Below are 19193 nucleotides of genomic sequence, written 5' to 3'. Positions count from 1 at the left end.
GGCTTAGCCCAATCAGGAACAACAAACCCATCAAAACCCACAACAACTCACCCACCATTGGCGCGCTCTACCGCCGAATAAGTGACCGTGCTCAACCGCAACCGCTCAGCCACGCTCTCCAACTCCCCGATAACCGCGTCAAGAGGGTCGAAGACACCTGCCGTGATCACGGGCAGCCTCTTCTCCAGAGCCGCGCCGTACTGGTCGTTGCCCAGCGGGTTCCCCTCCCGCCGGAACACCTCCCGCAGCGCGTCACGCTCCTTCTCCCACAACTCCAATTGGTCACGGGCCCGAGCCGTCCGCGCCCGCAACCCGTTGAGATCTACGCGGTAGCCGCCGTGGGGCGTCGTCATTCCCGCGCTCCCCGCTCGTCGGGCAACAGCTCTACCGGCTGGGGCAGGAACGACTCCAGGCTCGCCCCCTCACCGAAGATGTCCTCGTAGGCCAGACCCGGCGGCACGAGCGGCGCCATGAGCTCCTTCGTCCGCTCCCCCACCTCGGCCGTGGCAGCGCCGATCTGCTCCATGATCGACGAGGCCAGCTCCGACGGCGACAGCTTGCGATAGGCGCGGGGATCCAGCCGCAGGTCGCGGACCTGCCCGCGCGGCCCCACGGTCACGGTCACCATGCCGTCGTCCGACCGCCCCACCGCCGAGAGCTCCGTCAACTTGCCGTACGCCTCCCGCACTCGCGCGGCCTGCCGGTTGTACTCCCCGGCCAGCTCTTCGATGGCCAGTCTGAACTCATCGCCCACGATCCCACCATCCCCACCACGGCACGACCGAACGCGCCAAGCCCGATCCTCCGGCACGAGTTTTGAGGCCCGAGGGGTTGCCATCCAAGATCTCGCCACCGCATAGTAGGCGAAGATTGATAACGCATGGAAGATGAGCCGGGCTCAGTCCGGTTCGCTGATCCACCACGACGGGCCGCTCAGCACCCACAGAATCGCAGCGGGCTGGAACATCGAGGGGACAACACGCACCTGCGGGGTAGGGGCGGCCGGATGTTCGATGACTTCGCGACGGCCACCGTCGATGTCGGCGAGGCCGCGCTGTTCGTCCGGCACGGCGGCGTCGGCCCGCCGGTGCTCCTCCTCCACGGCCACCCCCGCACGCACGCCACCTGGCATCGAGTCGCACCGGCACTGGCTTCCCGGCACGTGGTGGTCTGCCCCGACTTAAGGGGATACGGGCGCTCGTCCAAGCCGCCGACCACACCTGACCACGAGCCCTACTCCAAGCGGGCGATGGCCCGCGACCTGGTCGCCCTGATGCGCGGCCTCGGCCACGACCGGTTCGCCGTCGTCGGCCACGACCGTGGCGCGTACGTCGCCCAGCGGCTCGCGCTCGACCACCCCGACGCGGTCACGCATCTGGTCGTGCTGGACAGCGTGCCGATCGGGGAAGCGCTGGCCCGGTGCGACGCGGCCTTCGCCGCCCGGTGGTGGCACTGGTTCTTCCTGGGCCAGACGGCCAAGCCCGCCGAACGCGTCATCTGCGCCGACCCCGACGCGTGGTACCAGGCGGATCCGGAGCAGATGGGCGACCCCGAGGCGTACGAGGACTTCCGCAGGGCGATCCACGACCCGGCGACCGTGCACGCGATGTGCGAGGACTACCGCGCGGGGCTGGGCGTCGACCGCGCGGCCGACGACGCCGACCGGGCGGCCGGGCGCCGCGTGACCTGCCCCACGCTCTTCCTGTGGGCGACGAAGGACGACATGGAGGACCTGTACGGCGATCCGCTGGCGATCTGGCAGTCCTGGGCCCTGGACGTACGCGGGCACGCCGTGGACGGCGGGCACCACCTGGCCGAGGAGGCGCCCGGCGAGCTGGCGAGGGAGATCATGGACTTCGTGGGCGGCCGGGAGGTCAGTCCCTGACCGCGACGGGCCGCTTCAGCAGCCACAGGGCGGCCCGCTGCAGCAGCGTGCGGTGGATCTCGTTGTCGTAGGACCGGGTGTCGTGGCCCAGCGCGTCGTAGAGCACCCGGCCCCGGCGCACCGAGCGCGCCCAGACGAGGGGCTGGCCGTTGGAGGAGGCGAGCGGCCGCACGTCCGGCAGCACCCGAAGGTCGCTGTAGACCTCGTCCACCAGGTCGAAGTCGCGCAGCCCCTCCACCACCGGGTGGCCGCCGAGCACCCGGACCCCGGTCCAGCCGAGCGGCGGGTGGTGCGACGCGGGCCAGCTCCAGCTGCCGCCCAGCACCCTCGGCCAGCCCTGCCAGTCGTCGAAGCAGATCGACGCCGTGTGCATGCCCAGCAGGCCGCCGCCCCGGTCGAGGTGGTCGAGCAGGGTGGTGCGGGCCTGGGCCGGCAGTTCGAACCGCCACTCGTCACGCAGGTCGGCGAACCGGTCGAGGCCCATCTGCCAGCGCAGCGCGTTGACGGTGATGAGCTGGACCTCCGACGGCTCGCTCAGCGCGCCCGCGATGTCGTCGGTGATCTCGGATTCGATCCCCACCTCGGCGAGCACCTGCGCGAGCGCGGACGAGGTGGCGTCGAAATCGTGGAACAGCCCTCCCGACAGGATCAGATTTCTCGCCATTTGCCAAGCTCATCACGGTCTTACCGGCTTTGCCACCCGCGAACCCCGCGGGCATGATGCCGTTCATGGACTTCGAGGAGCTCCGCCCCACGCTGCTCGGGCTGGCCTACCGGCTGCTCGGCAGCATGTGGGACGCCGAGGACGTGGTGCAGGAGGCCTGGCTGCGCTGGGAGGGCACCGACCGGAGCGAGGTCAGGGAGCCGCGCGCGTTCCTGATCACGGTGGTGTCGCGGCTGGCCCTCGACCAGCTCCGCTCGGCCCGGGTCAAGCGCGAGGCCTACACCGGCCCCTGGCTGCCCGAACCGGTCACGACCGGCCAGGCCGGGCCGCTCGACACAGCCGAGCTGCGTGACACCGTGTCCTTCGCCACCCTGCACATGATGGAGCGGCTCACTCCGCCCGAGCGCGCGGTGTTCGTGCTGCGGGAGGCGTTCGAGCTGCCGTACGACGAGATCTCCGGAATCGTCGGCGTGTCGGTCGTCAACGCCCGGCAGCTGCACCGCCGGGCCGCCATGCGGCTGACGGACGGCCGTGAGCGGTTCCGGCCGACGGCCGAGGAGCACGACAGGCTGCTGAGGAGGTTCATGGAGGCGGCCTCGGGCGGCGACCTGGCGGCGCTCACCGAGGTGCTGCACGAGGACGTCGTGTTCTACAGCGACGGCGGCGGCAAGGTCAGGGCCGCGCTGCGCCCGATCCTGGGCCGGCACAAGACGATGGCCTTCCTCAACGGGCTGCGGTCCCGCTACGACTTCGAACGCGCGCGGATCGTCGAGGTCAACGGCCATCCGGCCGTCTGGATGCGGGTCGGCCCCCAGGAGCAGCTGATCATAGTGGGCGTGCGCGACGGTAGCGTCCGCGAGATCTACGCCATCCTCAACCCGGACAAACTAGGGCGAGTACGGTCGGCTGCGGCTTCCGATCTATAGTCGGCCCATGGATCTCGGCATCAAGGGAAAAGTCGCACTCGTCACCGGCGGCAGCGCGGGCATCGGCCTGGCGGCGGCCAAGAGCCTGGCCCGCGAGGGATGCGACGTCTGCGTCAGCGCCCGTGACCCCGAACGGCTCGCGGACGCCGTGGTCGAGCTGCAGGAGTTCGGCGGGGTGGTGCACGCCGTGCTGGCCGACGTGGAGGACCCTGAGGCGGCGGCCCGCCTGGCGGCCGAGACCCGCGAGGTGCTCGGCCCGGTGGACATCCTGGTCGCCAACGCCGGTGGCCCGCCCGCCGGCCGGTTCGTCGACGCGAGCCTGGCCGAGTGGGACGTGGCGATCCAGCGCAACCTGCTCGGCACGGTCCGGCTGATCCATGCCGTGCTGCCCGAGATGCGTTCGCGCGGCTGGGGCCGGATCGTCACGATCACCAGCAGGTCGGTGCGCGAGGCGATCGACGGGCTGGCCCTGTCCAACGCCACCCGCTCGGCCGTGGCCGGGATCGTCCGCACCCTGGCCCGCGAGGTGGGCGGCGACGGGGTGCTGGTCAACAACGTGCTGCCGGGCCCGATCGACACCCAGCGGATGCGTGAACTCTCGGGGCGGCTGGATTCGTCCGCGAACGGCGCCGACGTGCCCGTGGGCCGGATCGGCCGGCCGGAGGAGGTGGGCGACGTGGTCGCTTTCCTGGCGAGTGAGCGGGCCTCGTACGTCAACGGGATCTCCATGCTCGTCGACGGCGGCGCCAGCCGGATCATCGCCTGACCAGCGCGTTGCTGCCCACCGCGCGTTGTCATCAGCCGGGAATCACATGACATCCTGCCATTAGGGACCTCGTGGGGAAGGCAGAGCCATGGACAAGCCGGTCATCGTGACGGTCGACGACGATCCGGGGGTCTCGCGGGCGGTGGCCCGCGATCTCCGGCGTCGGTACGGCCGGCAGTACAGGATCGTCCGGGCGGAGGCGGCCGGCGAGGGCATCGAGGCCGTCAGGGAGATGCGGCTGCGCGGCGACGAGGTGGCCGCGATCCTCGCCGACTACCGCATGCCGCAGATGAACGGGGTGGAGTTCCTCGAGGCGGCCATGGACATGTACCCGTACGCGCGCCGGGTGCTGCTGACCGCCTACGCTGACACCGACGCCGCGATCCAGGCGATCAACGTGGTCGACCTCGACCACTACCTGCTCAAGCCGTGGGATCCGCCGGAGGAGAAGTTCTACCCGGTGATCGACGGCCAGCTCGACGCCTGGCAGCGCACCGACCGGATCGAGGTGGCGGAGCTGCGGGTGGTGGGCGACCGCTGGTCGGCGCCGTCCTACAAGGTGCGCGACTTCCTGGCCCGCAACCGCGTGCCGTACCAATGGATGCTGGCCGACGACCCCGAGGGCGCGCAGCTGATCGCCGCCGTGGGAGAGGAGTGCCGTCTGCCACTGGTGATCACCGTGGACGGGGAGTCGCTGCAGTCACCCGACCAGTCCACGCTGGCCGCGGCCGTGGGCCTGTCGACCACTCCGGCGACCGACTTCTACGACCTGATCGTGATCGGCGGCGGCCCGGCCGGGCTGGGCGCCGCCGTGTACGGCGCCTCGGAGGGACTCAACACCGTGCTGGTCGAGGCGCACGCCTCCGGCGGGCAGGCGGGCCAGAGCTCCAGGATCGAGAACTACCTGGGCTTCCCCGACGGCGTCTCCGGCCAGCAACTGGCCGACCGGGCCCGCAGGCAGGCGCTGAAGTTCGGCGCCGAGCTGCTGACCGCGCGCCGCGTCACCCACCTGGAGCCACGCGGGCAGGCCCGGGTGATCGGCTTCCAGGGAGGCGGCGAGATCGCGGCGCACGCGGTGATCCTGGCCACCGGCGTCACCTACCGCCGCCTGGACGCACCCGGCCTCGACGACTTCGTCGGCCGCGGCGTCTTCTACGGCGCCGCCCTGACCGAGGCGCCCGCATGCCAGGACAGCGAGGTCTACATCGTCGGCGCGGCCAACTCGGCCGGGCAGGCGGCCGTCTACCTGGCGGGATTCGCGAGCAAGGTGCATTTGTTGGTGAGAAGTGACGGTCTGGAGAGATCCATGTCGCACTACCTCATCGAACAGATCAACGCGATCCCCACCATTGAGGTGCACGTCCAGAGCCAGGTCACCGGCGGCCAGGGCGACGGGCACCTGGAGCGGCTCTCGATCTCCACCAAGGGCGAGGAGCGCACGGTCGACGCGCAGTGGCTGTTCGTGTTCATCGGCGCCGAGCCGCACACCTCATGGCTCGGCGACACGGTCGAGCGCGACGAGCGCGGGTTCGTGGTGACCGGCCCCGACCTGGTGCACGGCGGGAAGCGGCCGCGCAACTGGACGCTCAGGCGCGAGCCGTACCACCTGGAGACGAACGTCCCGGGAGTGCTGGCCGCGGGTGACGTGCGGGCCGATTCGATCAAGAGGGTCGCGTCGGCCGTCGGCGAGGGGGCGATGGCCGTCGCCCTCGTGCATCGGTACCTCGAAAAGCAGTGACTCGAAAAGCAGTGAGCGGTGAAGCAGATGAGCACAGAGCTGCCGGCGAGAGTCGACATCGATGAATTGCGGAAGTTGTTCCTGTTCGAGCGGTTGACCGACGATCAGCTGGCCAAGCTGGCCGGCAGCGGGGCGATGAGCCGCTTCGAGCAGGACGAGTTCGTGGTGCGGCAGGGCGATCCCGCCGAGTGCTTCGCCGTCCTGGTCGAGGGCGAGGTGCAGATGATCCAGGAGACGGTCAGCGCCGGGACCGTCGCCATGCCGCGCACCTCCCAGCCCGGCGTGTACGGCGGCGCCACGGCCGCCTACCTCGGCGACCGGGCGCCGCAGACCTACCAGCACTCGCTGAAGGCGACCGCGCCCTCGCGGATGTTCCTGCTGCCGGCCAGGAAGTTCGCGCACATCGTGGCCGAGTGGTTCCCGATGGGGATGCACCTGCTCGACGGGCTGATGTCGGGTGGCCGGGCGCAACGCGAGGTCATCGACCGGCGGCAGCGGCTGACCGCGCTCGGCACGATCACCGCGGGGCTCACGCACGAGTTGAACAACCCGGCGGCGGCGGCCGTGCGGGCGGTCGGCGAGCTGCGCTCCCTGATCAGGACGTCGCGCATGCGGCTCGCCCAGCTCGCCGAGGACGGCATCCCGCCCGAGCGGCTGCGCGCGATCATCGAGATGCAGGAGCGGTGCACCGCGGCGGTGGGCACGCTTCCGCCGCGCAGCCCGATGGAGATCTCCGACGCCGAGGAGACGCTCGGCGACGCGCTGGAGGAGCTGGGCGTCGAGGACGCCTGGGATCTGGCTCCCGCGCTGGTCAGCGCCGGTTTCGCCGATGAGCACCTGGCGAAGGTGCGCGACAAGGTGGGCGAGCGGCACGCGCCCGCGGCGCTGCGCTGGCTGGCGGGCGCGGTCGAGATCTCGCAGATGCTCAGCGAGGTCACCGAGGCGACCGAGCGGATCACCTCACTGCTCCGCTCGGCCAAGCAGTACTCCCAGATGGACCGCGCGCCGTTCCAGGTCTGCGATTTGCGCGAGCTGCTCGACAGCACGGCCGCCATCTTCCGCGGGAAGATCCCGCCGGGCGTCACCCTGGTCACCGACTACGACCCGACGCTGCCGCCGGTCCCCGCCTACGCGGGCGAGCTCAACCAGGTGTGGACCAACCTGATCCACAACGCGCTGGACGCGATGGGCGAGGAGGGCACGCTGACGATCCGCACCGCCTACGACGAGGACGAGGCGATCGTCGAGATCGGCGACACCGGCCACGGCGTGCCCGAGGCGATCAAGGACCGGATCTTTGAGCCGTTCTTCACCACGAAGTCGGTCGGCCAGGGGACGGGGCTCGGGCTGGACATCGCCTACCGGATCGTGGCGGGGCGGCACGGCGGCGAGATCAAGGTGCGATCGGTGCCCGGCGAGACCTGGTTCGAGGTGCGGCTGCCGTTGCGCGAGCCGGCCACGGTGCCGGCGCCGGCCTGAGCGCGCCGGAAACGCTCCGGTCGTCCTGCCCCGGACGATCGGGTCCCGGCTCCGATCGCCCTGGGCCGGGGCCGGGCCGCCCACTCGGCGAGACCGGCTTCTGGGCCGGGGCGATTCCAGTTGTTAGGCTCGGCAGCCAAGTAAGCGCTTCCTTTCGAGGTGGAGGGGTCCCATGCACTGCGATCCACGGTTCTCGCGCGTCCAGGAGGTGTTCGAGCGCCACTTCGCCGACGGAGAGGAGCTCGGCGCGGCGTTCGCGGTCTACCTCGACGGCGAGCTGGTCGTGGACCTGTGGGGCGGTGTCGCCGACCGGCACACCGGGCGCGCCTGGCGGGAGGACACCTCCGCCTACGCCTACTCCTGCACCAAGGCGATCACCGCCACCGTCCTGCTGCGGCTGGTGGAGCGGGGGCTGGTGGACGTGGACGCGCCGGTGGCGGAGGTGTGGCCGGAGTTCGCGGCGCAGGGCAAGGAGGCGATCACCGTCGGCCAGTTGCTCACCCACGAGGCCGGGCTCCCGGCGCTGGAGGAGCCGGTGCCCGTGTCGGAGTTCGAGGACCATCCGGCCATCGCGGACCGCCTGGCCCGGCAGCGGCCGCTGTGGGAGCCGGGGACGGCCCATGGATACCACGCGCTCACGTACGGGTTCCTGGTGGGCGAGGTGGTGCGGCGGGTGACCGGCAAGTCGGTCGGCGAGCTGGTCGCGGCGGAGATCGCCGGGCCGCTCGGGCTGGACATGTGCCTGGGCGCCTCCGACGCGGTGATCGCCCGCGCCGCCCGCCTGTCCAGCGGTGAGCGCCGCTCCGCCTCCCCTGCGGGAGCCGTGCCCGGCCCCCGGCCGGCGAAAGCGGGCGGCGGCACGGACGGCGGCGCGCCGGGTGGCGCCGGTGCGGCGCTCAGCGGGCTCACGGAGGCGCGCGGCGACGTCTTCACCCGGATGGCGCGGGCCGCGCAGGACCCGGAGAGCCTGATGAACCGGGCCCTCGGCAACCCTCGGATGCAGGCGCTCGACGGCGGCGCGAACAACCCGGTCATCCTGCGGGCGGGCTGGCCCGCCGCCGGCCTGGTCACCACGGCCAAGGGGCTGGCGGGCTTCTACCGGTCGCTGATCGCGGGCGACGTGCTACGTCCCGAGACCCTGCGCGACGCCGTCCGCCCGCGCGTCGAGGGCCCCGACCGGGTGCTGTACGTGGACAGCTCGTTCGGCCTCGGCTACATGCGCCCGTCGATGACGTTCTTCGTGCCGTCGGCGACGGCGTTCGGTCACACGGGCTTCGGCGGCTTCCTGGGCCTGGGTGACGAGGAGCGGGGGCTGGCCGTCGGCTACGTGATGAACAAGATGGCCGACGCCGTCTCCGGCAGCCTGCGGGCGTTCCGCCTCACGGAGGCCGTCTACCAGGCGCTGTGACCGCACGGCGCTCAGTGCATGGTCACGCCGCCGCTCACCGACAGGATCTGCCCGGTGAGGTAGGCGGCGCGTTCGGTGCACAGGAAGGCGACGAGCCCCGCCACGTCGGCCGGGGCGCCGAGGCGGCGCAGCGGGATGCCCCGGGCGATCCGGTCGACCAGTCCGGGTTCGGCGGCCGACACCCGGCGCAGCATCGGGGTGTCGGTCGGACCGGGGCAGACCACGTTGGAGGTGACCTCGGCCCGGGCGGCCTCCCGGGCGAGTGTCTTGGCCAGGCCGAACAGGCCCGCCTTGGTCGCCGCGTAGGCGCCCTCGCCGCCCGAGCCGGCGCGGGCCCCGTCGGACGAGACGAACACCAGCCGGCCCCATCTCCGGGCCGTCATCCCGGGCAGCAGCAGCTTGGTCATCAGCATCGGACCGCGCAGGTTGACCTGCCACATGAGGTCCCAGTGGGCGGGGTCGCTCTCGGTGAACGGCTCGACGATCGAGACCCCGGCGTTGTGCACGAGGATGTCGACCTCGCCGCAGGCACGGCAGAACCGCTCCACGGACTCGGGCGAGGTGAGGTCGACGGCCATCGGGACCGCTCCGGCCAGCCCGGCGGCGACCTTCTCCGCGCCCGGCAGGTCAACGTCGGCGATCACCGTCCGGGCGCCCAGCGCCGTCAGGTCGGTGGCGATGGCCGAGCCGATGGCGCCCGCGCCCCCGGTCACCACGGCCGTCCGGCCGTCCAGTCGCATCCCGTCCATCACGGCAGCCCTCCCCCTGCTCCGGGAGGGGCGGCTCCCGGCTTCCGCAGTCCCGGCGGCCTGTGCTCCTGCCGAGCGCTTGCTCGGGCAAGCGTACATGCGCCCCATTACCGTACAAGACGGTAACAGTGGGTGATATACGGCCACTTACGGCGAAATATCTGCCATCGTGACAACCGGAACCCCGGGTGAGACCGTCGAACCTCAGGACGGCTGCGTGATGGGGGTTGGACTTGGTCCCTGGTTACCGCGAAGTACGCCAGCTGGGCGCGGGCCACACCGGCCGCGTCTTCCTCGCCACCTACCAGTCCACCGGCGCCTACGTCGCGATCAAGTACCTGAACGCGACGCTGCGCAGGGACGCCGAGTTCATGGAACGCTTCCGGGTGGACGCCCCCGCCCTGGTCGAGATCGACGATCCGAACGTGGTCAAGCTCTACGAGTACGTCGAGACGCAGACCAGGGCTGCCGTGGTCATGGAGCTCGTCGACGGGGTGTCCCTGCGCACGCTGCTGGACGAGCACGGCCGGACCAGCCCGGAGGCGGCGCTGGCACTGCTCAAGGGGACCCTGCTGGCGCTGGCCGCGGCCCACGACACGGGGGTGCCGCACCGGGACGTCACGCCCGGGAACGTGCTGGTCCAGGCCGACGGCACGACCAAGCTGGGCGACTTCGGCGTGGTGGTGCACGCGGAGGAGCCTGGGGTGCCCGCGGGCAGCCCGCCGTACATGTCGCCCGAGCTGTGGACGCGGGGGCAGGCGGGGCCGCCCGCCGACCTGTACGCGGCGGCCTGCGTGCTGTTCGAGGCGGTCAAGGGGCGGCCGCCGTTCCGCGCCGATGACGTCCCGGGGCTGCGGGACCTGCACCTGGCGGAGCCCGTGCCGCTGGAAGTGGTCCCCGACACGCTGCGCGACCTGCTCCGGCGGGGGCTGGCCAAGGATCCGGCGCTCAGGTACGCCTCGGCCCGGCAGTTCGCGGCCGAACTGGAGGAGGACGCGGTGGCCGGCTACGGCCCCGACTGGGAGCAGCGCGGCCGTCGTCACCTCGCCGAGCTGGCCACGCTGCTCGCCCTGCGGTTCCCGCTGGCCAAGGCCGGCAGCGGAGACGGCCCGGCACCGGTCACCGTCCGCGAGCGGCTGTCGAAGGTGCCCCGGCTGCCGCCCCACCTGTGGATCGCGGCCGCGACCGTGCTCGCCGTACTGGTGATGCTCATGCTGTCGGGCGGCCAGCTGCCTCCCGGTCCCGGGACGGTGCTGATGCCGCGGCCCGAGACGGCCGGCGAGCTCGACCCGGCCGACGACACGACCCCCGCGCGTTCCACCGAGGAGAGCGAACCTCCCACCTCCTCCGCGCCCGCGCCGACCGCCTCCCGACCGGCCGGCTCGCAGCCCGCCGTCCCCACGCCCACCGCGATCCGCACCGGCCCTCCCACCGCGCCGCCCACCACCGGTCCTCCCACTGGCCCTCCCACCACCGGGCCCACCGCCACCGGGACCGCCCCGGGCCCCACCGCCCGGCGCAGCGCGAACGCGCGTCCGGTCGTGCGCGCCGCCGCCATCGTCCAGTGGAGCGGCTCCGCGGGCGAGGTGCGCGTCGCCGCCGACGGCACGGGGCCGGTCCGGCTGCGCATCACCTACACCGTGCGCGAGGGCGACGGCCCGGCCCGGACCGTCGGCGAGGAGGCGCGCACGCTGACCGGACGGACGCTCTACACCAGCGGCGTGACCCGCGCTCCGGGGAGCGTGGCGTGCGGCGTCACCACCCACTTCGGCATCGTCGTGCTGACCGAGCCCGCCGCCGGCAACGGGCCCCAGGTCAGTGAGGCGGCCGTGCGCGGCGCCGCCTGCCCGGCCACCCCGACCCAGCCGACCGGCCCGTCGCCGTCACAGGACGCCACCTCGGCGGCCCACACCGCCTCGACGAAGCCAGGCGAGGAGCCGACCGAGGAGCCGCTCTCCCTGCCCACCGGCTCCCCCGTGACCGAGCAAGCGTCCTCCCTGCCCACCGGCTCCTCCCCCGCCGAGCTCATGGACGGCGGTGACCTTGCCGGAGGACCAAGCGTTCACTAGCTTGGCTAGCGATGATCGGCTACACCTGGGGCCGTACGCCGGCATCGAGGTACGGAAGATCGCGGCGGCGGTGTCTCCGTCCGCCGATCGATGCAGGCGGCCTCGGTGGCCGTCGCGGCGGGAGGACGACATGGGTCTGCTTGACGGCAAGGTGGCGTTGATCACCGGCGGCGCGCGCGGCATGGGCGAGGCCCATGTGCGGCTGTTCCTGGAGGAGGGCGCGTCGGTGGTGTTCGGCGACGTGCTGGACGAGGAGGGCAAGGCGCTGGCCGCGGAGACGGGGGCGACATACGTGCGTCATGACGTGACGAACCCGTCGGAGTGGGAGCGGGCCGTCGACACGGCCGTCTCGACCTACGGCAAGCTCGACGTGCTGGTCAACAACGCCGGGATCCTGAAGTTCCGGCGGATCAGCGAGATGACGCTCGACGACTTCGACCGGGTGATCGGCGTCAACCTCAGGGGCACCTGGCTCGGCGTCAAGTCGGTCATCGAGCCGATGAAGGCCGCCGGCCGCGGCTCGATCGTGAACATCTCGTCGATCGAGGGCTTCGTCGGCGCCGAGGGCCTGTCGGCCTACGCGGCCTCCAAGTTCGGCGTGCGCGGGGTGACCAAGTCCGCCGCCCGCGAGCTCGCGCAGTTCAAGATCCGCGTCAACTCCGTCCATCCAGGGGCGATCAACACCTCGATGGTAACGAACCCGGAGATCATGGAGGCCGTGGACGCCGACGCGTTCGTCAAGTCCATGGTCATCAAGCGCTTCGCCAAACCGGTCGAGGTGTCACACGTGGTGGCGTTCCTGGCCTCCGAGCGGTCCAGCTACTGCACGGGCAGTGAGTTCACCGTGGACGGGGGCCTGCTCACCGGCGCCGGCTACTGAGGCCCCCACCCCGCGCCGCCGTCAACCGTCCTGTCCGGTGACCGGCGGCGGCCAGCCCGCGTCGCCGGGGGTGAGCTGGGCGGGGTCCGTCGGGTCTCGGCCGAGCCAGGCGGACGGGACGATGAACAGGCCCGTCGCCTCCACCAGCGGCGTGCCGTCAGGCAGCGCGATGCGGCCGTCGGCCCAGGTCTTGCGGCCCTCCGCGCGGGTGTATTCGGCCGTCGCCACGAGCGGCCGGCCGTACGGCACGGGGGCGCGGTAACGGATGGTGAGCGTGCCGGTCATGCTCGCGAACCCGGCGACGGCCACCGCCTGGCCGAGCAGGTGGTCGAGCACCATGGCGCTGATCCCGCCGTGCACCAGGCCGGGAGGCCCCTCGTGCAGCGGCCGGAAGGTGATCTCGGCTCGCACCCCGCCCTCGGGCGACGCCTCGATCACCACCGGCGGGGCGTACGGGTTGGCGGCGCCGGTGACGGCGTTGCCCAGGTGCCGGACCGTTCCGCCGGGCCCGATCTCGAAGGGCTGCGGGGTGCCGCGGCGGACGACGTTGAGTCGCTCGGTCAGCGCCGTCAGCTCGGCGGTGACGGCCACCAGCTCGTCCTCGCCGACATCGGTGACCGCCACCGCGTCCATCAACTCGCGGGTCTGCTGCGCGAGCACGCACAGCGCTGCGAGCCCGCTCTCCCCGGTGGTCACCTCGGTCGTCATGAGCCCATCCTAGAACACGTTCTACCGAATCTCGTTCACCGAGAGAACATGGTAGATCTTTTACGCATAAACCGACTTTGCGGGGACATTTCTGGCAAGCTCTTGACCTGCACCTTCACCCACCTTGAGAGTTTTACCCTCTCATGACGCGTGCTTGACCTGCCGTTTTGTCACGGTAGCCTCCTTCATCACGGAAGAGTACAGGCCTCCGGATTGTCACACCTGTCCCGGGATACCCGCTTTACCCAGGATTGGGGTGGTAAACCCGGTCTTGCCCGGAAGGTTCCCCCGCACGTCCATGACGCCAGAGACGAAGAAGTTCATCGACCTTCTCGAGAGCCAGCTCGGCTACTCGGAGAAGTCCGGCGCCTACACCAAGTTCGGCGACTGGTACGGCAAGAACGTCGAGTTCGACGCCGACTACAGCTCCGCACCCTGGTGCGACATGCTGCTCTCGTGGGCCGCGCACAAGCTCGGCTACGAGGAGTGGATGGGCCAGTTCGCCTGGACCGTCGGACACGCCAGATGGTTCAAGAAGAACGACGCCTGGGGCCGCAAGCCCGAGCCCGGCGCCTTCGTCTTCTTCGACTGGGGCGGCTCCAACTCGATCGGCGCGATCGACCACGTAGGCGTCGTGACCAGGGTCGAGGGCAACACGATCCACACCATCGAGGGCAACATCGACGGCGGCGTGCTCAAGCGCAAGGAACGTGACACCAGCAAAGTCGTGGGCTACGGCTACCCGGCGCGGATCAAAGAACGCCTCGACCAGCGGCTGGTCGAGCAGCAGGCCAGGGAGAACGCCTCCCGCGACCGGGCGAACCAGCCCACCACCGAGAACTCCCCGGACCTCAGCCGGCTGCAGAACGGTCCACTCAGCTCGCTGATCCCCTACTCCGAGGTCCAGCAGGAGCCCCAGGCCGGCTTGAGCGCCCAGACCAAGCCCTCCCAGAAGCGCCGCGACGAGGTCCCGCAGGCGGGCGCCAGCGCCCCGGCCGCCCCTCAGGCCCAGGCCGCCAAGCCCCAGTCGTCCGACACCTCCCGCACGAGCGCCGCCAAGCCCTCCACCGGCACCGGCACCGGCACCGGGCAGACGGTCAAGAAGGGCAAGCACGCCAAACCCGCCACCGCCGACACCAACGCGGTGACCACCGAGCCCCTTCCCGTCCTCGTCGACGCCTCCGCCTCCCATCCGGCTCCGGCGCTCGGCTCCCCCGCCCTGATCGGCTCCGCCCTGGTGGCCGCCCTCGCCGTGCTCGCCGTCGCCAAGACGAAGCAGCTCCGCGTACGGCCCGTGCTCGCCGTCCCGTCACCGGTGGCGCCCGCCCGGCGCGGTCACCACCGCCGCAAGCCCCGCACCGCCATCCGGGCCACCGCGATCCTGGCCGCCCCCGCGCCGGCAGCCGTCGAGCCCGCCACGCCGCTCATCGCCGAGCCCGTCATCCCGGCGCCGCTCGTTCCCGTCGGGGTCGCCCTGCCGTTCGCCCCGGTCGTCGTTCCGGACATTCCCGAAGCGGTCAGCGCCTTCGACGCGTTCACGCCGTTCGCGGCGCCTCAGCGCGCCACCCGCGAACTCCGGCCCGTCGCGGCCGTCCCCTCGCCGGCTCCGATCCGGCGCCCCTTCGAGAGCCCTATCCGCACCCGCCGCCCCTTCGCTGCCCTGGACGACGCCTGGCAGGAGCTGGACAGTCTGTCGCGGCCGTCGCACGCCCATCGGAGGGACAGCGGCTACTACGGCCGTCGCCGTCGCAGCGGCCACCCGGTCGAGGAGCCCGCGGCCTTCACGCCCGACGCCCCGCTGCGCGGCCGCCGCCACCGCACCTCCGACGCGCATCGCGCCGACGTCCACCGAATCGAGCCGCACCGCACCGACATCCACCGCTCTGAGCCTCCCCGCGCCGACCAGCGCTGGTCCGACCCCCGCTTCTCGGACCCCCGCCGCGCCGATCTGTCCCCTTGGCCCTCGCCCCGCCGACTCGACTCCCACCGGGCCGACCCACACCGGGCCGAGCCATACCGATCCGATCCACACCGATCCGATCCACACCGGGCCGATCCACTCCGTACGGACCAGCCGCGCACCGACGCCTATTGGGCGGACGCCCTGTGGCCGATCCCCTCGGGCGTCGACGGCGGCCGGGGCAGCGATCCCTGGGTGATTGAGCGCCCGCAGGCCGTATCGCACGGACGACGTGACCGCGTGGCGGACGCGTACGTCGATACCTACGTCGGCGCGGACGCGTACGCCGGGGCGGACACCTACGCCAGCGCGGACACCTACGCCGGCGCGGAATACGCGTACGTCGGCGCGGACGCGTATGCGGACGAACCGCTCACGCGAGCGGCCACGCCACGCGGACGCCGCCACCGCGTCACGTCCCATGCCGCCGCCACCCCCGCCCTGGTGTCCGCGACCGGTCCAGGCAAGGACAAGGCCTCCCGCCGAGGCCGCCACCGCGCCTGACCCGTCCCCCGGCGGTCAGCGCTGGAAGGCGCGGGAGAGCGCGGCGAACCTGGTCTCCACGGCCCTGCGGCTCAGCTCGGTGGCCGGGATCAGCGCGTCGAAGCCGTGGAAACCGCCCGGATACAGGTGGAACTCGGTCGAGACCCCGGCCTGGACGAGCCGCCGGGCGTAGTCGAGGTCCTCGTCCCTGAACACCTCCAGCTCCGCCACGTCGATGAACGCCGGAGGCAGCCCTGACAGATCCTCGGCCCGGGCCGGCGCGGCGTACGGGGAGACGTCGTCGCCGCCCATCCGGTCGCCGAGCAGGGCGGTCCAGCCGAAGAGGTTGGCCTCGCGGTTCCAGAACGCGGACTCGGTGAACTCGTGGCTGGACGGCGTGGCGTTGCGGTCGTCGAGCATGGGGGACAGCAGCAGTTGGAAGGCCACGGCGGGGCCGCCCCTGTCACGGGCGAGCAGCACGGTCGCGGCGGCCAGCCCGCCACCCGCGCTCATCCCGCCCACGGCCAGCCGTTCGAGGTCGATGCCCAGCTCGGTGGCGTGCTCGGCGGTCCACACCAGCCCCGCGTAGCAGTCCTCGACGGGCACGGGGTGGGGGTGCTCGGGGGCGAGCCGGTAGTCGACCGAGACGACGACGCAGCCGAGCCGTTCGACGTAGCCGACGAGGGTGTGGTCGTCCATCTCGGGGGCGCCGAGGATCATCCCGCCGCCATGCACCCAGTAGAAGCAGGGCCGCCCGGTGCCGGACCCGGCCGGCTGGTAGACGCGCAGCCGCAGGCCGGGCCCGCCGTCGGGGTGCGGCACGTGACGGTTCTCGATGACGACGTCGCTCTCGGGCGCCGGAATGCCCGCCAGCATCACCTGGAGCCCGGCCCGGTGCCCGGCGATGCTCTCCATGGTCGCGGTGGACGCGTCGAACACCGGGACGAGCAGTTCTTCCAGCCCCGCACGGAGCTCGGGGTCGAGATTGGGATGGGACACCATCGGTTTCCTTCCACGGGCCACTTGCCGCACTTCTTGGTGATCGGCGCGTTTCGGGGGCAACCGCCGTTCCGTCTTTTTCGCCTACCCGAACGTGACGAAACCAGGTACTGGCTCCACGGGAATAGTTGAAAGGCGTACGGTTAACGCATGGCCGCAACCCCAGAAACGATGCACTGGCGGGGAGTGCATCACCTCGCCCTGGTGACCGCCGACATGGACGCGACCGTGCGGTTCTGGCACGGTGTGCTCGACGCCCGGCTGGTCACCACCCTCGCCATCCCCGCGTTCAGGCACTACTTCTTCGAGGTGGGCCCGGGCAACACGATCGCCTTCTTCGAATACACCGACCAGGAGCTCGACAGCTTCGCCAAGCCGGCCGGCGTCCCCTACGCCCGCGCCGCCCAGTTCGACCACCTGTCGCTGCACCTCCCCGACGAGGACGCCCTCATCAGGATGCGCGACCGGCTCAAGGCACACGGATGCGAGGTCACCGACGTCATCGACCACGGTTTCCTGCGCTCCATCTACTTCAGCGACCCCAACGGCATCGCCCTCGAAGCCTCCTGGTGGACCATCGACCCGACCGGCCGGCCGGTGGACCACGCGGACGAGCGGCTGTTCTCCGACCCCGATCCGGTGCCGGCCGTACGTGAGCTGCGCGAGACCGGCGAGCTGGCCCACACCGTAAGCACCCGGCTGGTGGACGGCATCATCGAGGACCTCCGGCGCGAAGGAATCACCTTGGAGCCGTGACCCCGAGTCTCCGATGACACGACCGGAACGGCGCCTGTCCTCATCACCTGAGGACGGGCGCCGTTGTGCGTGAATCATGCTCTCCGTCGTTCGAAGATGAGCTTGCGCACCGGTCCGTCCATGCGTAAGTTGATCACCGCCATTCGATGCCGATGCCCATGGGAATTCTCTCGTCGGCGATCCGAGTCCGGATTGCCGCCCTGGCCGGCTCTCCTTGCGTTATTAGCCCGCACGCCGGACGAATGCGTGCGGGCTTATCCGGAGAGGAAATGATGAAAAGGGCTTTAGGTTCCGTGGGACGCGCCACTGTGGTGGCCACCGCCGCGAGCGCCTTACTCGTCAGCATCACGGGCGTCGCCTCCGCGACCGCCTCCGCAGCGGCCTCCGCGACGGTCAACGCGTCAGCTGACACCACGTACACACAGGTGGTTCAGGACGGCGACAACAGCGCCAGGACCACCTTGGCGACCTGTCCTTCACTGTGCGACGGAAACCCCAGCGGTGAGCGCATGGCCGTGGTCGGGTTCACGGTGGCGGGGCTGCCCGCCGGCGCCTCGAACATCACGGCGCGACTCGAACTGTATACATGGACCGCCTTCGCGAGCACCACGACCGCCGTTCACCAGGCGAGCGGCGGCGCGGGCGGCGCCGGGACCTGGGCGAGCAAGCCGACCCTCGGCGCCGCGCTCGACACCAGCACCGCGGTGACGGCGGGCTACAACGCCTGGAACGTCTCGTCGGCGGTGAAAGGCAACGGCGCGGTGACCTTCGCCGTTCGCCAGTCCACCCGAAACACCCGGGTTTACTGGGCGTCCAAGGAGAACACCAACACCGCCGCGCGGCCACGGCTGGTCATCTCCTACACGGCGCCCAGTCCCACGCCAACTCCGACCCCGACGCCCTCCCCCGGCCCCGGCTGGCGGCTCGTGTGGTCCGACGAGTTCGACGGCACCGCGCTGAACACGGCCAAGTGGCGCGCGCGGGACTCGTACGTCGACTATGACCGCGCCTGCATCACCAGCCGGGCGAAGAACATCTTCGTCGCGAACGGTTCGCTGACCATCCGGGCGCAGAAGGAGAACTACACCTGCGGCGGCGCCACGCGGCCCTACACCACCGGCTACGTCGACACCATAGGCAAGGCGTCGTTCACCTACGGCCGGTTCGAGGCGCGGATCAAGTCGCCCAACGGACCGGCGAACTCGCGCGGCCTGTGGCCCGCCTTCTGGATGCGGCCCGATGACGGGCTCAACGGCGAGATCGACGTGACCGAGCTTCCCGGCGGCGCGAGTTACTACAAGGCGGCGACGGCGGCCATCTTCCGCGACTACAAGCCCACCAAGAACGACTTTCGCTACACCTTCCCCACGGGTCACCCTGGGGACGGCTTCCACACCTACACCACCGAGTGGGAGCCAGGCGTGATCCGCTGGTACGTGGACGGTCGCGAGATCTGGCGCCGGACCGGCGACACGACGTCGTGGCTGGAGGAGACCTTCGGCGCCGACGACACCTACAAGCGCAAGTTCCACCTGCGGCTGAACTTCCAGGTCGGCGGCTGGCTGGGCGACCCCGACGCCGCCACCGTCTTCCCGGCCGACTTCGTGGTCGACCACGTCCGGGTCTGGCAGCGCTGACCCCGGAGCCAAGCCCAACGCAACGCCCGCGGCTCTTTACAGGGACAGCACTGCCTACTATTCTAAAGATCCTTAGAACTTTCGAA

The 19193-nt window shown here is 71.2% G+C and carries 17 protein-coding genes; 11 read left to right on the top strand and 6 right to left on the bottom strand.

The window, feature by feature from the left end; all coding sequences use genetic code 11:
* Positions 1-47: 47 nt before the first annotated feature.
* Positions 48-353, bottom strand: a complete 306-nt coding sequence (locus AC5L3X_RS37020) for a hypothetical protein (protein ID WP_494863305.1) — start codon at positions 351-353, stop codon at positions 48-50.
* Positions 350-754 carry a YbaB/EbfC family nucleoid-associated protein gene (locus tag AC5L3X_RS37015; protein ID WP_494863304.1) on the bottom strand — a complete coding sequence of 135 codons (405 nt, stop codon included), beginning with the start codon at positions 752-754 and terminating at the stop codon, positions 350-352. Before AC5L3X_RS37015 ends, AC5L3X_RS37020 begins: the two co-directional genes overlap by 4 nt.
* 252 nt (positions 755-1006) lie before the next feature.
* Between AC5L3X_RS37015 and AC5L3X_RS37010 the strand changes: the two genes are divergently transcribed.
* On the top strand, positions 1007-1885 hold the full coding sequence (locus tag AC5L3X_RS37010; protein ID WP_494863303.1) for an alpha/beta fold hydrolase: 879 nt from the start codon (positions 1007-1009) through the stop codon (positions 1883-1885).
* Here AC5L3X_RS37010 and AC5L3X_RS37005 read toward each other — a convergent pair.
* Entirely contained in the window at positions 1875-2549 is a 675-nt protein-coding gene (locus tag AC5L3X_RS37005; protein ID WP_494863302.1) for a ThuA domain-containing protein, read from the bottom strand. The two genes, AC5L3X_RS37010 and AC5L3X_RS37005, sit on opposite strands and share 11 nt — an antisense overlap.
* Positions 2550-2614: 65 nt before the next feature.
* On the opposite strand from AC5L3X_RS37005, the gene AC5L3X_RS37000 reads away from it, so the two are divergent.
* The 5 genes from AC5L3X_RS37000 to AC5L3X_RS36980 all read left to right on the top strand — a co-directional run bounded on the left by AC5L3X_RS37000 (position 2615) and on the right by AC5L3X_RS36980 (position 8866).
* On the top strand, positions 2615-3475 hold the full coding sequence (locus tag AC5L3X_RS37000) for an RNA polymerase sigma-70 factor (RefSeq protein ID WP_494863301.1): 861 nt from the start codon (positions 2615-2617) through the stop codon (positions 3473-3475).
* Between the two features lie 7 nt (positions 3476-3482).
* Positions 3483-4241 carry an SDR family oxidoreductase gene (locus AC5L3X_RS36995; protein WP_189127126.1) on the top strand — a complete coding sequence of 253 codons (759 nt, stop codon included), beginning with the start codon at positions 3483-3485 and terminating at the stop codon, positions 4239-4241.
* Between the two features lie 88 nt (positions 4242-4329).
* The gene (locus tag AC5L3X_RS36990; RefSeq protein ID WP_494863299.1) at positions 4330-5979 is read left to right on the top strand and encodes an NAD(P)/FAD-dependent oxidoreductase; all 1650 of its coding nucleotides are present in this window, start codon (positions 4330-4332) and stop codon (positions 5977-5979) included.
* A 27-nt stretch (positions 5980-6006) separates the two neighbouring features.
* The gene (locus AC5L3X_RS36985; RefSeq protein WP_494863297.1) at positions 6007-7458 is read left to right on the top strand and encodes an ATP-binding protein; all 1452 of its coding nucleotides are present in this window, start codon (positions 6007-6009) and stop codon (positions 7456-7458) included.
* A gap of 172 nt (positions 7459-7630) precedes the next feature.
* A complete protein-coding gene (locus tag AC5L3X_RS36980) occupies positions 7631-8866 on the top strand; it encodes a serine hydrolase domain-containing protein (protein WP_494863295.1) in 1236 nt (411 codons plus the stop codon).
* Between the two features lie 11 nt (positions 8867-8877).
* Here AC5L3X_RS36980 and AC5L3X_RS36975 read toward each other — a convergent pair whose 3' ends face one another.
* On the bottom strand, positions 8878-9615 hold the full coding sequence (locus tag AC5L3X_RS36975) for an SDR family NAD(P)-dependent oxidoreductase (RefSeq protein ID WP_494863293.1): 738 nt from the start codon (positions 9613-9615) through the stop codon (positions 8878-8880).
* Between the two features lie 233 nt (positions 9616-9848).
* On the opposite strand from AC5L3X_RS36975, the gene AC5L3X_RS36970 reads away from it, so the two are divergent.
* Together AC5L3X_RS36970 and AC5L3X_RS36965 are read left to right on the top strand one after the other, a co-directional pair.
* Positions 9849-11684, top strand: coding sequence for a serine/threonine-protein kinase (locus AC5L3X_RS36970; protein ID WP_494863291.1), 1836 nt, complete (start codon positions 9849-9851; stop codon positions 11682-11684).
* Positions 11685-11814: 130 nt separating this feature from the next.
* Positions 11815-12564 carry a glucose 1-dehydrogenase gene (locus AC5L3X_RS36965; protein ID WP_494863289.1) on the top strand — a complete coding sequence of 250 codons (750 nt, stop codon included), beginning with the start codon at positions 11815-11817 and terminating at the stop codon, positions 12562-12564.
* Positions 12565-12585: 21 nt separating this feature from the next.
* On the opposite strand, the gene AC5L3X_RS36960 is transcribed toward AC5L3X_RS36965, so the two are convergent.
* The gene (locus AC5L3X_RS36960; protein WP_494863287.1) at positions 12586-13272 is read right to left on the bottom strand and encodes a PaaI family thioesterase; all 687 of its coding nucleotides are present in this window, start codon (positions 13270-13272) and stop codon (positions 12586-12588) included.
* A 298-nt stretch (positions 13273-13570) separates the two neighbouring features.
* On the opposite strand from AC5L3X_RS36960, the gene AC5L3X_RS36955 reads away from it, so the two are divergent.
* Positions 13571-15736 carry a CHAP domain-containing protein gene (locus AC5L3X_RS36955; RefSeq protein ID WP_494863285.1) on the top strand — a complete coding sequence of 722 codons (2166 nt, stop codon included), beginning with the start codon at positions 13571-13573 and terminating at the stop codon, positions 15734-15736.
* A gap of 15 nt (positions 15737-15751) precedes the next feature.
* Here the strand turns inward: AC5L3X_RS36955 and AC5L3X_RS36950 are convergent, their stop codons facing one another.
* The gene (locus AC5L3X_RS36950) at positions 15752-16717 is read right to left on the bottom strand and encodes an alpha/beta hydrolase (RefSeq protein ID WP_494863283.1); all 966 of its coding nucleotides are present in this window, start codon (positions 16715-16717) and stop codon (positions 15752-15754) included.
* Positions 16718-16864: 147 nt separating this feature from the next.
* On the opposite strand from AC5L3X_RS36950, the gene AC5L3X_RS36945 reads away from it, so the two are divergent.
* A complete protein-coding gene (locus tag AC5L3X_RS36945; RefSeq protein WP_189127117.1) occupies positions 16865-17470 on the top strand; it encodes a VOC family protein in 606 nt (201 codons plus the stop codon).
* A gap of 293 nt (positions 17471-17763) precedes the next feature.
* On the top strand, positions 17764-19107 hold the full coding sequence (locus AC5L3X_RS36940; RefSeq protein WP_494863281.1) for a family 16 glycosylhydrolase: 1344 nt from the start codon (positions 17764-17766) through the stop codon (positions 19105-19107).
* Positions 19108-19193: the final 86 nt, after the last annotated feature.

The organism is Nonomuraea sp. CX421 (assembly GCF_059358955.1).
Note: the sequence above shows the minus strand (reverse complement) of the source record. Positions and strands in the feature narration are given on the sequence as shown.